Genomic DNA, 12,709 nt, shown 5'->3' with positions numbered 1-12,709 from the left:
CGGCAGAGCCATCACGGCCTGCTCGGCGGCCAGCAGGGTCTGCACGGTCTCCTGGGCACAGGCCTTGTTCACGCCGATGCCACCGCGAGCGCCGCGCTTGATCCAGCCCGCGACGTAGTGCCCGGGCCGGCCGACGACGGCGCCCCGGACGTTCGGCACGATGCCGCGGTCCGGGTCGAACGGCAGCCCGTCGACCGGCCGGCCCTCGAACCCGATCGCGGTGAAGAGGTTGCCCGCAGCAATCGTCTCGCCGCTGTCGAGCTCCAGCCCTGCGGCACTCCACCGGACCGGACTGGCCTCGAACCGCAGCTCAGCGCCCGGGAAGGCCGACATCTCCTGCAACGCGGAGGCGCTGTACGCCGCGTCGTCGCGACCCCGTCGACCGAGCAGCAGCACCTCACGGATCCCGCTTCTCGCGAGCGTACGGCGTACGACGTCCGGGAGATCCATCTTGGCCAGGCGGCGTTCGTCGCTGAGCAGGATCCGGGCCAGGTCGAGCGCGACGTTACCGGTGCCGACAACGACCGCCCGCGGACCGGTCAGCTCGATCGGCAGCATGGCACCCGGCCGACCGTTGTACCAGGCAACGAAGTCCTTCGCGGTGCAGGCGGTCTCTTCACCGGGGATCGCCAGCAGGCGGCTCTGATACGCACCGACCGCGTGGACCACCGCGTCGTACTCGGCTCCGGCGTCGGCTGCGTCCGTACCCGGGCGCCAGTGGACCCGTGGATGCTCGGCGATCCGCTCGAAGGTGGAGATGATCTGCTTGGTCTGCGGATGATCCGGGGCGACCCCGAAGCGAACCAGCCCGCCGACGCGATCGAGCCGATCTACCAAGGTGACCTCGGCCGAACTCCGCAACAGCAGCTCACGCGTCGCGTACATCCCGGCCGGCCCGGCGCCGGCTACGAGAACGCGCCGCGGCCCACCGCCCCAGGTCTGGTACGCCGACGGATGCCAGGCGTCGAGGTCCGTCCCGTCGAGCGGCTCCCGATCGGCGAAGTACGCCGCGTTCCGCTCGACGTCCGCGGCCGTGGCGCGGTCCGCGGGTTGCGCCGCGTCGACCGGGCAGATGTCGGCGCACGCGCCACAGTCGATACAGGTCCGCGGATCGATGAACAGCCCCGCGCCGGTCCCGAACCCGGGCTCCCCCGGCGACGGATGAATGCAGTTCATCGGGCACACCGCAACGCAGCTGGCCTCCGAGCAGCACTCGCCCGAGATCGCGTAGCTCACAGCAGTCCGGTACGCCGGTACACCCTGGACGCCGCCGGGGTCAGCAGGCCGAGCGAGCCCAGGAAGTCCATCAGGTTCGCGCAACTCGTCCGCAGCAGCGACCGGTGATGCTCGTTGTGCCGCGCCTCGCGGACCGCCCGGTCGACGTCGAGACCCACGTTCGCGTAGACCTCCCGCCCGACCATGCTCGACACGATCATGTCGGCCGCGATCGCGATCACCAGCGCGCTGACCCACCGCCGGCCGCGGCCCGCACCGGCCAGCCGTTCACGCGTCTCCTCGCGGGCGAACACCATGTGCCGCGACTCCTCCACCACGTGAATGTGGTTCACCTGCCGCACCAGCGGTTCCACCCGCCGATCCCGCATCCAGTCGCGCTGCATGACGTCGAGGACTTCCTCGGCCACCAGGATCGCGGCGTACGCCGACTCGCCGGTGGCGACCGCCTTGAACACCCGGCCCAGCTGACGCGCCAGCCACCGCGGCCGGTACGACGGCTCGACCATCCGGGCGGACGCCCGGGCGAACATGATCGAGTGCCGGCACTCGTCGGCGATCTCGGTCAGCGCCCACTGGAACTCGGCACTGGCGGCCGGCTTGTCGTAGACATCGCGCAGGATCAGCTGCTGCAGGATCAGCTCGAACCAGATCCCGGTCGTCGCCACCGACGCGGCCTCGTGCCGCGTCAGCTCCCGGCGCTGCGCCTCGCTCAGCCCGTCCCAGTACGGCGTGCTGTAGAGCGTGCTCCACTCCGGACTCAGGCCGTAGCCGTCACCGATCGGAGCGTCCCAGTCGATCTCGGTCTCCGGGTCCCGCGACAGCCGCGCCGAGGACCCGAGCAACCGTTGCGCCGTCTCGTCCATGCCGCTCACCTCCACGCGATATGACATCTCCTATGTAACATAGGTGATGTCGTCTATGGAAGCAAGCAGTCTCAGACCCCGCCGCGCACGAAGCTGAACAAGGTTCGGCCCGGGACCAGTGCTTGCGGTTCGCCGGCGTACCGGTGGACGCCAACCCCGAAACCCGCGTCCGGATCCGATACCCACACACGCTCGAAGCCGCGGGCTTCGAACCACTCGCAGATGACCGGCACCAGATCGGGCTCGCCGCGATGACGGGTCCAGATGACGGTGGCGCCAGTACGGCACAGCTGCGGGCAGGTGTCGATCGTGCGTTCGATGTCCTCGTCGGAGATGTTGCCGAACACCCCGCACACCAGGACCACGTCGGCCGGCACCAGGCCGTCGTACTGATCGACCTGCGCGGCGTCCCCGGTCACGATCTCCACCTGCGGCAGACCGCGCGCCCTCTCCTGGGCAAACGCCGTGTTCCGCGGATCCAGCTCGACCAGCCTCGCATGGACGTCGTCGCGGCGCGGATGATCCGGCAGCACGTCGAGCACGTCACGCCCTTGCCCAGCACACAGGCTGATCAGTCGCACCTGACCAGGCGGACAGCGATCCAGGCCCGCGCGTACCTGGTCCTGCACTGCGGCCAGCCGGCGCGCCAGCCCCGACCCGGCCTCGTCGTACTCGTCATGCCATCGTCGCCAGTCCATAGCCAGAACCTAGCCACCGGCGCCGACACTCCGCGCCCATCTGTAATCTCTCGGTGACGGAGAGGCAGGAACTTCCGGGCCTGATCAACAGTTGTCCTTGATGGGTGTCGAGCACGTTCGGCATGCCTGAGAATGTGCGAGGGAGAGTCATGAGTAGGCGTGTCGAGCAGAAGGCCCAGGCCCGCGAGCGGATCGCGGCGCAGCTTGCTGCCCAGCAGCGAGCCGAGCGACGCCGACGGCTTCTGCTTGCGGTCGGTGCCGTGGTGCTGGTCATCGTCATCGTCGGCGGCCTGATCACCATCAGGCTGGTCGGTGGCGGCAAGAAGGACACGACCGCGGCGTCGGGTTCGGCCGATGCCCAGATCATGACCGCGCTGACGTCGATCCCGGACTCGACGTTCGCCGCCGTCGGCTCCGAGAGCGTGCAGGCCGCGCCGTCCGCGATCGACGCCCCGGCGCTGACCGCCGACGGCAAGCCGAAGGTGCTCTACATCGGCGCCGAGTTCTGCCCGTACTGCGCGGCCGAGCGGTGGCCGGTGTCGGTCGCCCTGTCCCGGTTCGGGACGTTCAGCAACCTCGGTACGACGCACTCGTCGGCGAACGACGTGTTCCCGAACACGCCGACCCTGTCCTTCCACGGCGCCACCTACACCAGTCAGTACCTGAGCTTCACCGGTGTCGAGACCACCACGAACCAACAGGTCAACGGCCAGTACGAGCCGCTCGACACCCCGACGGCCGAGGACCAGAAGACCTTCGACACCTACAACCAGCCGCCGTACGTGAAGACCGGTGGCTCGATCCCGTTCATCGCCCTCGGCGGCAAGTTCGTCTCGTCGGGTGCGACGTACAGCCCGGAGGTGCTGGCCGGGAAGACCCAGGCCGAGGTCGCTGACGCGCTCAAGGACCCGTCGAGCCCGATCGCGAAGGCCGTCATCGCCTCCGCGAACGTCTACACCGCCGCGATCTGCAAGCTCACCAACAACCAGCCGGCGAACGTGTGCTCCAGTGCCCCCGTGACCGCCGCGGCCGCGAAGCTCGGGAAGAGCTGAGCGTGAGCAACACCGCACAACGCTCCGACCAGAAGTCGACCGGGCTGGGGTGGATCCCCTGGACCACGCTGGCCCTGTCGATCGCCGGTCTCGCGGTCGCGTCGTACCTGACCTATGAGCACTTCACCGCCGCGTCGACGCTGGCCTGCCCAGACACCGGTGTCGTGAACTGTGTGAAGGTCACGACGAGCGAGTACTCCAAGCTCTTCGGCATCCCGGTCGCCCTGCTCGGCCTGGGCTTCTTCGCCGCCATGACGGTGCTCTCGCTGCCACCGATGTGGCGCACGCCCTCCCCCTGGCCCGGTCGGCTCCGCCTGGCCGCCGTACTGGTCGGCGTCGTCTTCGTCTGCTACCTGATCTGGGCCGAGCTGTTCCAGATCGACGCCATCTGCCTGTGGTGCACCGTCGTCCACGCCCTCACGCTCCTGCTGTTCGCCCTCGTCCTCATCCGGCAGGCACTCATCCCACCAACCCCCTGATTTCACAGTCCCCGAACCGGGGTACCGGTGCAGCATGCGATGGCTTCGGCTGCAGATGGGCATGTACGTCCTGCTCACGGCCTACCTCGTGCAGAAGGGCTCGGCGGAGTCCCGGCCGCTCGAGGGGTCGGCGCCGCAGGACGCGGATCCCCGTGAGCACCGCAACGATCGCAACGCGCCCTGGCCGGTACGACGGGGCGGCGATTGTCGGTGGATCGGTCTACCTCCGCCAGCGCCGCTCGGCGCAGTCCAAGCCGGTGCACGCGCCGCACGCCGAGACGGGTGATTGAGGTATGAGCTTCGACGGAGCGACGCGGTGGGTGCCGGCGGACGGCGGGATGCGGAAGGTGCGGTCGGCTTTGCCGGACTGTCGTGGCTGCGACTTGTATCAGGACGCCGAGCAGGTGGTGGCCGGCGAGGGGCCGGTGCGCGCTCGGATGATGCTGGTGGGTGAAACTCCCGGTGACCATGAGGACAAGGAAGGCCATGTGTTCGTCGGTCCGGCCGGGCGGCTTCTCGACAAGGCGTTGGCCGAAGCCGGGATCGATCGGTCGCAGGTGTACCTCACCAACGCGGTGAAGCACTTCCGCTTCGAACGGCAAGGCAAGCGCCGGATCCACAAGACGCCGGCCGTCGGCCACATCGTTGCCTGCCACCCCTGGCTCGATCGCGAGCTCGAGATCGTGAAACCCAAGCTGGTGGTCATCCTCGGCGCTGTCGCCGCCAGGTCCCTCCTCGGTACCGGCTTCAAGGTCACCGAGCATCGTGGTGAGGCTGTCGAGCTCCCCGACGGCCGGACAGCGGTCGCCACCGTGCATCCCTCAGCGGTGGTCCGCTCGCAGGAGTTCCGCCGCGACTTCGATCACTTCGTCAAGGACCTGCGCGCGGCAGTCGACCTGCTCCCCTGACCACGGGTGTCGCCCCCACGCGGACGCGACGTGGGGGCGAATCGAACCGGTAGAGAGATCAGGTGAAGATGCTGACGCCTCCAGGGCCGACCAGCAGTCCGATCACGATCAGGGCAGCGCCCCACAGCAACTGACCGCGGACGAGCGAAACGATCCCGGCAATCACGAGGATCGCCGCGATGATCCACAGAATGAGACCCATGGTCCTTCCCATCTGACGAGCCGGGCGAACACCCGGCGGCTGTTTTCCCCGTGCGCCGCCTCCGGTGCCCGCCTGGAAACGCTGACAAACCATCGCGGTGTGAGGGGTGCATGGACGGAGGCGGGATGGGCACTCGGGAGGGGAAGCGAGTGATCGGAGAGATCGTGAAGATCGGGTACTTTCTGTCCAGTGAGGAGTACACGCCGGCGGAGTTGATCGAGCAGGCGCAGCTGGCTGAGGATGCCGGGTTCGACGGGCTCTGGATCAGTGACCACTTCCATCCGTGGAACCACGAGCAAGGCCAGAGCGCCTTCGTCTGGTCCTCGATCGGGGCGATCTCGCAGGTCTGTGAGCTCCCGGTGACGACCGCGGTCACCTGCCCGACGGTGCGGATCCATCCCGCGATCATCGCGCAGGCCGCGGCGACCAGCGCCGTACTGCTGAACGGGCGGTTCCGGCTCGGGATCGGCACCGGCGAGGCGCTCAACGAGCACGTGCTCGGATCGGTCTGGCCGACGGTCGACGTCCGGCTGGAGATGGTCGAGGAAGCGGTGGAGATCATGCGCCGGTTGTGGACTGAGGAGGGGTTCGTCTCACACCACGGCAAGCACTACACGGTCGACACCGCACGCATCTACACGCGGCCGGACCAGCCGCTGCCGATCTACATGTCCGGATTCGGGCCAGAGGCAACCGATGTCGCGGCCCGGATCGCGGACGGGTACATCACCACCACTCCCGACGCCGACCTGTTGCAGCGATACCGGGACAACGGCGGCGGGAGCAAGCCGGCCCAGGCCGGCTTCAAGGTCAGCTATGCACCGACCGAAGCGGAAGGTGTCGAGCAGGCCCACCGGATCTGGGGCAACTCCGGCCTGCCCGGGGAGCTGTCGCAGGTCCTCCCCTCACCACGACACTTCGAGCAGGCCAGCCAGCTCGTCACCAAGGAGTCGACCGCCCAGTCCGTCACCTGCGGCCCCAAGGCCGATGCCCACGTCGACGCCTTCACGCCGTACGTCGAGGCCGGCTTCGACGAGATCTACGTCGCTAATATGGGACCGCACTCGATCGACATGATGAACCTCTACCGCACCGAGGTCCTCCCCGAACTCCGCCGCAAGATCCCCAGCTAGAAAAGAAGTCCTGCCATGGGTCAGTACGAAGCCTGGACCACAGTCGACGTCGACCCGAACGTCCTCTTCGACCGTTTGTCCGACCTGGATCGCCTCCCCGATCTCCTGCCCTGGATGACCGAGCTCCACCGCATCGCGCCGCGACCGGTGGAAGCTCAGGGTCCCGAAGTACGGCGTCCCCATCAGGCCCGTGCACGAGGTGGTCGACGTCGCCGCGGGCGACCTCGGTCACCGGGACGCGTGGATCGACGTACTCGACGAGGATCGGGTGCTGAGGTGGGGGGCGCCGGGACCGCACGAGTACCACGGTGAGCTGTTGGTCGACTTCGTCGCGGACGAGACGTCCAAGCTGACCGTCCGGGTGCACACCAACCAGGCCGCCGACGTCGACGAAGAGCTCGAGCAGGCACTCGCCCGCATCAAGTCGCTCATCGAGCAGGAGACCCACCACCCCACCGGCGAACCCGAGGCGTGAGCCGGCGGGATCAGTCCGCGGTGATCTCCACGCAGCACTCGCCGCCCTTCGGGTCCAGCACGGCGTGAACGGTGGTCGCCCGCAGACCCGACAGCATGCCGGTGAGGAAGGCGTGGTTGAGTCCGCAGACGGCGTCCGGTTGCGACTCGGCCAACGGGTGGAACGGACAACTGTGCAGCCGGACGCAGCCCGGACGCGGGCGGGTCGGCTCGAAACCCACACTCGCCAGGGTTGCCTCCGACACCGTCAACGCCCGCTCGGCGCTGAGGCGGCCTGGACGGGAGCGCGCCCGCTCCTCCGCGCCGACGCGTTCGCCGTGCCGGAACGCCGCCCGGCGAGCTGCCTCCAACCCGCCGCTGCCACCGTCCGGGGCCTCCGCGTCACCATCCGCGTTGTCGTCCTGGCTGAGGATGCCGTCGAGCAGGATCTCGGCGAGCAGGTCCGGCCGGCGCGGCGGGATGGACACCTGCAACTCGGTCTCGGCCGGCTCGTACATCTTCGGCGCCCGCCCGACCTTGCGAATCCCGCCGGACCGCTCGTAGTGGGTTCGCAGCAGGCCCGCGTCCACGAGCCGCTCCAGGTGGAAGGCCGCCAGCTTGCGCGAGATGCCCACCTCGGCCGCCGCCTCGTCCCGGCTGATCGCCCGGCCCCCGCGCCGGCAGAAGTCGAACATCCGGCGCCGGGTGTCGTCACTCAGCACCGACACCGCCCGGATCGTCGCCTCCGCACCGCTTCCCCGTGACCTCACCGTCTCACCATAACGGTCAAGAACATTGGCGAAAAGCGCTGCCGCCACCGTTGAACTCTTGACCATTGCTGAGGAATAAGACCAAACTCGATTAGTCAAATAGGGAGGCCCGGTGTCGGATCGGTCGGCTGCGGCGAAGCGTCCGGTGAGCGCGTTGCTCACCGGCCCGTACGGTCATCCGTTCCACCCGGTCCTGGTCACGATCCCGATCGGCTCCTGGGTGGCGAGCTTCGTGTTCGACGTCGGGTCGCGGATCACCGACGCGGACTTCCTCGCGCGGGCGTCGGTCTGGCTGATCGTGATCGGCATCATCGGCGCGCTCGCGGCCGCGAGCGTCGGGTTGCTCGACTTCTTCGCCATCCCGTCGGGCACCGCCGCGTTCCGCACCGGGGTCGTCCACCTGATCCTCAACGTCACGATCACCATCGCGTACGCCGTGAACGCGCTGTGGCGGCGTGGATCCGACGCGGACCAGGTGCCGGTGGGACCGATCGTCTTGTCGGCCGTCAGTCTGGGAGCCCTGACATTGTCGGGCTATCTCGGGGGCAAGCTGGCGTTCCGGTACGGGGTCCGGGTCGCGACGGACGAGGAGCAAGCCGAAGGTTTCGAGCCTAGGAGCTGAGATGGGTATCGCGGCACTTGTCACCTGGCTGATCACCGCGCTCGGCGGTTTCTACCTGCTGTACACGTGGATCAGCAACGGCGGCCCGAAGAAGCCGAGCGCGAGCCACTTCCCGCCCGCACTGATCTTCGGGCACTTCGCGCTGGCCGCGCTCGGCCTGGTCCTGTGGATCATCTACGTGGTCGTCGACAGCGATGTCCTGGCCTGGATCGCGTTCGTCCTCCTCGTGCCGGTGGCCCTGCTCGGCTTCACGATGCTGGCTCGCTGGCTGCCGACGTACCGCGCGCGGACGGCGGCAGCCAATGCGTCGACGACGAGCGCTGGTTCGGCTGGTGGGCCTGCCGCCGGTGACGTGCCGGCCGAGCGTCACTTCCCGGTCGCGGTTGTCGGGGGCCATGGCCTGTTCGCTGTCGTCACCGTGGTCCTGGTCCTGCTGACGGCCCTAGAAGTCGGCGGGAGCTGACGTCAGTTCGCCGACCGGCAACCCTGCCTTGACGGTGTTTCCCGCCGGTGCGAGCGGGCAGGTCCAGTCCGGGCTGTAGGCGCAGGAGGGGTTGTAGGCGAAGTTCAGGTCGACCACGAGCCAGCCGGCCCGGAGATCGCCGCCGAGGTCAGCACCCTTCACCGTGTCGAGGAGATACCGACCACCGCCGTACGTGCGTTCGCCGGCCAGCGAATCCTTGACCGGCACGAACAGACCGCCGCCGTACGACTCGAGCCACCACACGTCCAGATCGCCCACCGCGGGAAGATGCAGGACTCCGACGCGGGTGAACGGGATCACGCCGTCCGTTGCCGAAGGAACCTCCCACAGCACCTTCTCCACATCCGGATCAACGGCGACCTCGAACCGCAGTTCGGGCTGATAGACCCCGATCTCGGCTCCCCCGTAGATCGAGCGATCCTCCGCGGGCACGGGCGACGCCGGATGGGTCGTGAGCAACTCATTGCGTCCGACCCGCCACAGCTCATGTGCTTGCGCCGGGTCGCTCTCCGTCCGCACGGACTGATAGAGCGCGAACACCCGCCGCCGCCAGTCGGCTACCGCCAGCTCAGACACTCCGCCGAACTCAGTCACGCTCTCTCCTCTCTTCATCAGCGGATCGCCTGGCCGGACTTCGCCCAGTTGTCGTGCAAGCGATCGACGTAGGACTGGGCTTGAGCGCCGGCCTTCGTTCCCTTGGCAAAGATGCGCATGTTTCCCGCGCCCGCGTTGTAGCCCAGGGCTAGCAACTCGTCCTTGCTGTACCGGTCACTTCGCTTGTCCGGCAGCCGCTTGGCCAGGTCATGCAGGTGCCACGCCGCGGCCTGGATGGCCAGCCCCGGATCGTCCGGGAGTTGCTCCCACTTCCGCTTGGCGAAGTCGCGTCCGCGCTTCGTGTCGTCGAAGGCGGCCCGATGCATGTTCGCGATTCCGAACGCCGGGTTCGAGTCGATCCGCGCCCACGAGCGCTCGAACTCCGGGTCGTGCGGCTTGTACGACTCGTTGTACAAGATTGCCATCAGCAACTGTGGACTGACCCCGGCCTGTTGCGCGTACCGGCGTACCTGCGGGGCGAAGTGGGCTGGGTCGTAGTCGTCGTACCACGGCTTCGGGGTGGTCGACGTACTCGGCCGAGGGGTAGGCGTTGGCGTCGGCTTCGCGGTCGCTGTGGACTGTGCTGCGTCCACGGCCTTGGGGTGGTCGTCGGTGCGCGCGGCCCATGCGCCTACGACCACCACTCCCAGCGCGACCCACCACCAACGCTTCGCCACCCGCACCTCTCCAACGTACTGACCCGCGCTCCGAGACCAAGTCATTCTCGGCCGGCACGACCCGCTCAGCGGTCCAGACACGGCGAAGGATCGTGAGCGCAATGACCACTGCAACGGGCACCAGTGCAGCACAGATAGTGATGGTCGCCGCCACCGTCGAGACCAGTCCTGAGGTGGGTTGACCTGATCCAGCGGGGGTAATGGGCTGTCCGGCCAGCGGACTGACGCTAGTATGGGAGGGCACCGACCTGGGCAGCGTCGATTCGCCGCGGATTTCGCCGGCCACTCTTCCGACGGTCCGCCGGACATCCCGGACGGCGTCTCGTCGACGGCATCACGCCGTACGGTGCGCGTTTCACCCATGGCCGCCGTGTCATGTCCGTTCACAGGAGGATTCCTTGGCCCGACGAGGCCAGCGCCAGCCCGGCGCTACCCGACAGGCTGCCCGCCGCCGGCGGCCGGCCGATGATGCCGACGGCCTCATCCAGGTGCTCGCACGCGCCGTGCGGGAGGTCGAGGCCGCGGTCGAGCGCGGCGCCGTCCGGCCCTCGGTGCGGACGAAGTTCCAGGTGGTCGCGCTGCTGGTGCGCGAGGAGCGTTCCCGGGTGAACCGCGACGCGTCCGCCAGTGACACCTATCGGTCCGAGCAACTGCGGCGGCTCGACGGCATCGCGACGATTCTGGCGAAGACCGCTGCTCGCGACACCTCGTTGCTCGGCCTGCTGGCCGAGGACGCGGTGATCTCCGAGGCGGCCACGTCGCTCAAGCGCGAGATGCTGCTCGCCGCCGGCCTGGAGCCACCCCGCGAGGAGGCCGCGCCCCGCCAGCCAGCCACTCCGGCCGACCCGCCGGCCCGCCGAGTCGTGCCGCAGACCGTGGTCTCGCGACAGCTGGCCAACCCCTTCCTCGCGCCAGACTTCAGCGCCGCTCCGTCACGTCCGCCCCGCCCGGGGCGGCTCGCCAGCTGGGAGCTGATCGGGCCGCTGCTCCGGTCGTTCGAGCGTGCCTCCGCCTCGGCCAGCAAGTCCCTGCCCGAGCCGATCTCCCTGCACGCGGCCAACGGCCTGGAGCTGATGCCACACCAGGCGCGGCTGATCGCCTCCGCTGCGGCCGGCCACCGGACGTTCCTACTGGCCGACGAGCCCGGCCTCGGAAAGACGGCTCAGGCCCTGCTGGCCGCACGGGCCGCGAACGCGTACCCGCTGCTCGTCGTCGTACCGAACGTCGTGAAGACCAACTGGGCTCGCGAGTCCGGCCTGTGGACGCCGAAGAAGGTCGCCACCGTGGTCCAGGGCGACGGCGAGACGGTGGACGGGTTCGCCGACATCGTCATCGTCAACTACGAGGTGCTCGACCGGCACGTCGGCTGGCTCGGCGACCTCGGCTTCCGCGGCATGGTGGTCGACGAGGCGCACTTCATCAAGAACAAGAAGTCCCAGCGCTCGCGAAACGTCCTGCAGTTGTCCGAGCGGATCCGGACCCGAACCCCGCGTCCGCTGCTGATGGCCCTCACCGGTACGCCGCTGATCAACGACATCGAGGACTTCACGGCGATCTGGGAGTTCCTCGGCTGGATCGACGAGGCCGGCCCGCGGGCCGAGCTGATGGAGTCGCTCGAGGAGACCGACCTGACGCCGGCCGATCCCGCCTTCTCGGCGGCCGCCCGAGCCTGCGTGATCGACCTCGGCATCGTCCGGCGCCGCAAGGTCGACGTGGCCGCCGACATCCCCGCCCGCCGGATCGCCGACCTGCCCGTCGAGCTCGACGGCGCCGTCGGCCGCTCGATCCGCGACGCCGAGCGCGAGCTCGCCGAACGCCTCGTCTCCCGGTACCACAGCGCGCTCGAGACGCGGACCGCCGGCAGCGTCGTGGACGGCATCGACCACGACCTCGTGCGCCGGGTCGCCGGGTGGGAGCGCGCGGATCAGGACAACGCCAAGACCGGCGAGAACGTGTTCACGCTGGTCCGCCGGATCGGCCGGGCGAAGGCCGGTCTGGCCGCCGACTACGCCGCCCAACTCGTGCACAGCGTCGGCAAGGTCGTCTTCTTCGCCAGGCACATCGAGGTGATGGACACCGCCGAGGAGCTCTTCACCGAGCGCGGCATCCGCTTCTCCTCGATCCGCGGTGACCAAACCGCCCGAAAGCGTCAGCAGAACATCGACGCGTTCATGAACGACCCGGACGTCTCCATCGCGGTCTGCTCGCTGCTGACCGCCGGTGTGGGCCTGAACCTCCAGGTCGCGAGCAACGTCGTCCTGGCCGAGCTCTCCTGGACCAACGCCGAACAGACGCAGGCCATCGACAGGGTCCACCGGATCGGCCAGGACGACCCGGTCACCGCCTGGCGCATCATCGCGGCCCAGACCATCGACACGAAGATCGCCGAACTGATCGACGCCAAGGCCGGGCTGGCAGCCCGCGCCCTGGACGGGTCCGACGACGAGCTCTCCGCGTCCGCCGACATGCAACTCGAGGCTTTGGTCGCACTCCTGACCAACGCTCTCTCGGCGTAGCTTCGGTAGTCGTCGTACGGCG

At 68.7% G+C, this 12,709-nt stretch carries 16 protein-coding genes and 1 pseudogene; 10 read left to right on the top strand and 7 right to left on the bottom strand.

Going from position 1 to position 12,709, the window contains the following annotated elements; translation table 11 throughout:
• The 3 genes from AB0E63_RS35795 to AB0E63_RS35785 form a co-directional block, all read right to left on the bottom strand.
• On the bottom strand, positions 1-1,185 hold a 1,185-nt coding region (locus AB0E63_RS35795), incomplete at its 3' end, for an FAD-dependent oxidoreductase (protein WP_360376024.1).
• A gap of 47 nt (positions 1,186-1,232) precedes the next feature.
• Positions 1,233-2,099, bottom strand: a complete 867-nt coding sequence (locus AB0E63_RS35790; protein ID WP_360376021.1) for a diiron oxygenase — start codon at positions 2,097-2,099, stop codon at positions 1,233-1,235.
• A gap of 71 nt (positions 2,100-2,170) precedes the next feature.
• Positions 2,171-2,797 (bottom strand): class I SAM-dependent methyltransferase, encoded by a 627-nt coding sequence (locus AB0E63_RS35785; RefSeq protein ID WP_360376018.1) that lies wholly within the window; start codon positions 2,795-2,797, stop codon positions 2,171-2,173.
• Positions 2,798-2,946: 149 nt separating this feature from the next.
• On the opposite strand from AB0E63_RS35785, the gene AB0E63_RS35780 reads away from it, so the two are divergent.
• The 5 genes and pseudogenes from AB0E63_RS35780 (at position 2,947) to AB0E63_RS35760 (ending at position 5,236) form a co-directional block, all read left to right on the top strand.
• Positions 2,947-3,849 (top strand): DUF929 family protein, encoded by a 903-nt coding sequence (locus tag AB0E63_RS35780; protein ID WP_360376015.1) that lies wholly within the window; start codon positions 2,947-2,949, stop codon positions 3,847-3,849.
• Positions 3,850-3,851: 2 nt separating this feature from the next.
• Positions 3,852-4,328 (top strand): vitamin K epoxide reductase family protein, encoded by a 477-nt coding sequence (locus AB0E63_RS35775; RefSeq protein ID WP_360376012.1) that lies wholly within the window; start codon positions 3,852-3,854, stop codon positions 4,326-4,328.
• Positions 4,329-4,362: 34 nt separating this feature from the next.
• Positions 4,363-4,482 (top strand): annotated as a pseudogene (locus tag AB0E63_RS35770) (DUF6766 family protein); the annotation flags it as partial.
• The gene (locus AB0E63_RS35765) at positions 4,481-4,618 is read left to right on the top strand and encodes a DUF6766 family protein (protein ID WP_360376010.1); all 138 of its coding nucleotides are present in this window, start codon (positions 4,481-4,483) and stop codon (positions 4,616-4,618) included. The pseudogene AB0E63_RS35770 and the gene AB0E63_RS35765, both read left to right, overlap by 2 nt.
• A 3-nt stretch (positions 4,619-4,621) precedes the next feature.
• On the top strand, positions 4,622-5,236 hold the full coding sequence (locus AB0E63_RS35760) for a UdgX family uracil-DNA binding protein (RefSeq protein WP_360376008.1): 615 nt from the start codon (positions 4,622-4,624) through the stop codon (positions 5,234-5,236).
• A gap of 58 nt (positions 5,237-5,294) precedes the next feature.
• Here the strand turns inward: AB0E63_RS35760 and AB0E63_RS35755 are convergent, their stop codons facing one another.
• The gene (locus AB0E63_RS35755) at positions 5,295-5,438 is read right to left on the bottom strand and encodes a GPGG-motif small membrane protein (RefSeq protein ID WP_165949278.1); all 144 of its coding nucleotides are present in this window, start codon (positions 5,436-5,438) and stop codon (positions 5,295-5,297) included.
• 125 nt (positions 5,439-5,563) lie between these two features.
• Between AB0E63_RS35755 and AB0E63_RS35750 the strand changes: the two genes are divergently transcribed.
• Together AB0E63_RS35750 and AB0E63_RS35745 are read left to right on the top strand one after the other, a co-directional pair.
• Entirely contained in the window at positions 5,564-6,571 is a 1,008-nt protein-coding gene (locus tag AB0E63_RS35750) for a TIGR03557 family F420-dependent LLM class oxidoreductase (protein WP_360376006.1), read from the top strand.
• 190 nt (positions 6,572-6,761) lie between these two features.
• Positions 6,762-7,046, top strand: coding sequence for a hypothetical protein (locus tag AB0E63_RS35745; RefSeq protein WP_360376002.1), 285 nt, complete (start codon positions 6,762-6,764; stop codon positions 7,044-7,046).
• Positions 7,047-7,056: 10 nt separating this feature from the next.
• Here the strand turns inward: AB0E63_RS35745 and AB0E63_RS35740 are convergent, their stop codons facing one another.
• Positions 7,057-7,794, bottom strand: a complete 738-nt coding sequence (locus AB0E63_RS35740; RefSeq protein ID WP_360375999.1) for a helix-turn-helix domain-containing protein — start codon at positions 7,792-7,794, stop codon at positions 7,057-7,059.
• A 112-nt stretch (positions 7,795-7,906) separates the two neighbouring features.
• Between AB0E63_RS35740 and AB0E63_RS35735 the strand changes: the two genes are divergently transcribed.
• Together AB0E63_RS35735 and AB0E63_RS35730 are read left to right on the top strand one after the other, a co-directional pair.
• Positions 7,907-8,416, top strand: a complete 510-nt coding sequence (locus AB0E63_RS35735; RefSeq protein WP_360375996.1) for a DUF2231 domain-containing protein — start codon at positions 7,907-7,909, stop codon at positions 8,414-8,416.
• Between the two features lies 1 nt (position 8,417).
• The gene (locus tag AB0E63_RS35730; RefSeq protein ID WP_360375993.1) at positions 8,418-8,879 is read left to right on the top strand and encodes a hypothetical protein; all 462 of its coding nucleotides are present in this window, start codon (positions 8,418-8,420) and stop codon (positions 8,877-8,879) included.
• On the opposite strand, the gene AB0E63_RS35725 is transcribed toward AB0E63_RS35730, so the two are convergent.
• Together AB0E63_RS35725 and AB0E63_RS35720 are read right to left on the bottom strand one after the other, a co-directional pair.
• Positions 8,859-9,494 carry a DUF1684 domain-containing protein gene (locus AB0E63_RS35725; RefSeq protein WP_360375991.1) on the bottom strand — a complete coding sequence of 212 codons (636 nt, stop codon included), beginning with the start codon at positions 9,492-9,494 and terminating at the stop codon, positions 8,859-8,861. The genes AB0E63_RS35730 and AB0E63_RS35725 overlap by 21 nt on opposite strands.
• 17 nt (positions 9,495-9,511) lie before the next feature.
• Entirely contained in the window at positions 9,512-10,171 is a 660-nt protein-coding gene (locus AB0E63_RS35720; protein WP_360375989.1) for a transglycosylase SLT domain-containing protein, read from the bottom strand.
• 398 nt (positions 10,172-10,569) lie between these two features.
• On the opposite strand from AB0E63_RS35720, the gene AB0E63_RS35715 reads away from it, so the two are divergent.
• A complete protein-coding gene (locus AB0E63_RS35715; protein WP_360375986.1) occupies positions 10,570-12,687 on the top strand; it encodes a DEAD/DEAH box helicase in 2,118 nt (705 codons plus the stop codon).
• The last annotated feature ends 22 nt before the right edge of the window (positions 12,688-12,709 follow it).

The sequence above is a fragment of the Kribbella sp. NPDC026596 genome, from assembly GCF_040638415.1.
GTDB lineage: Bacteria > Actinomycetota > Actinomycetes > Propionibacteriales > Kribbellaceae > Kribbella.
This window is presented reverse-complemented; position numbering and strand designations above follow the sequence as displayed.

What these genes read in the sequence shown, in the direction of transcription:
- AB0E63_RS35760 (WP_360376008.1), top strand. Translation starts at nt 4,622, where the DNA reads ATGAGCTTCGACGGAGCGACGCGGTGGGTGCCGGCGGACGGCGGGATG.
- AB0E63_RS35790 (WP_360376021.1), bottom strand. Translation starts at nt 2,099, where the DNA reads ATGGACGAGACGGCGCAACGGTTGCTCGGGTCCTCGGCGCGGCTGTCG.
- AB0E63_RS35730 (WP_360375993.1), top strand. Translation starts at nt 8,418, where the DNA reads ATGGGTATCGCGGCACTTGTCACCTGGCTGATCACCGCGCTCGGCGGT.
- AB0E63_RS35780 (WP_360376015.1), top strand. Translation starts at nt 2,947, where the DNA reads ATGAGTAGGCGTGTCGAGCAGAAGGCCCAGGCCCGCGAGCGGATCGCG.
- AB0E63_RS35785 (WP_360376018.1), bottom strand. Translation starts at nt 2,797, where the DNA reads ATGGACTGGCGACGATGGCATGACGAGTACGACGAGGCCGGGTCGGGG.
- AB0E63_RS35750 (WP_360376006.1), top strand. Translation starts at nt 5,564, where the DNA reads ATGGGCACTCGGGAGGGGAAGCGAGTGATCGGAGAGATCGTGAAGATC.
- AB0E63_RS35755 (WP_165949278.1), bottom strand. Translation starts at nt 5,438, where the DNA reads ATGGGTCTCATTCTGTGGATCATCGCGGCGATCCTCGTGATTGCCGGG.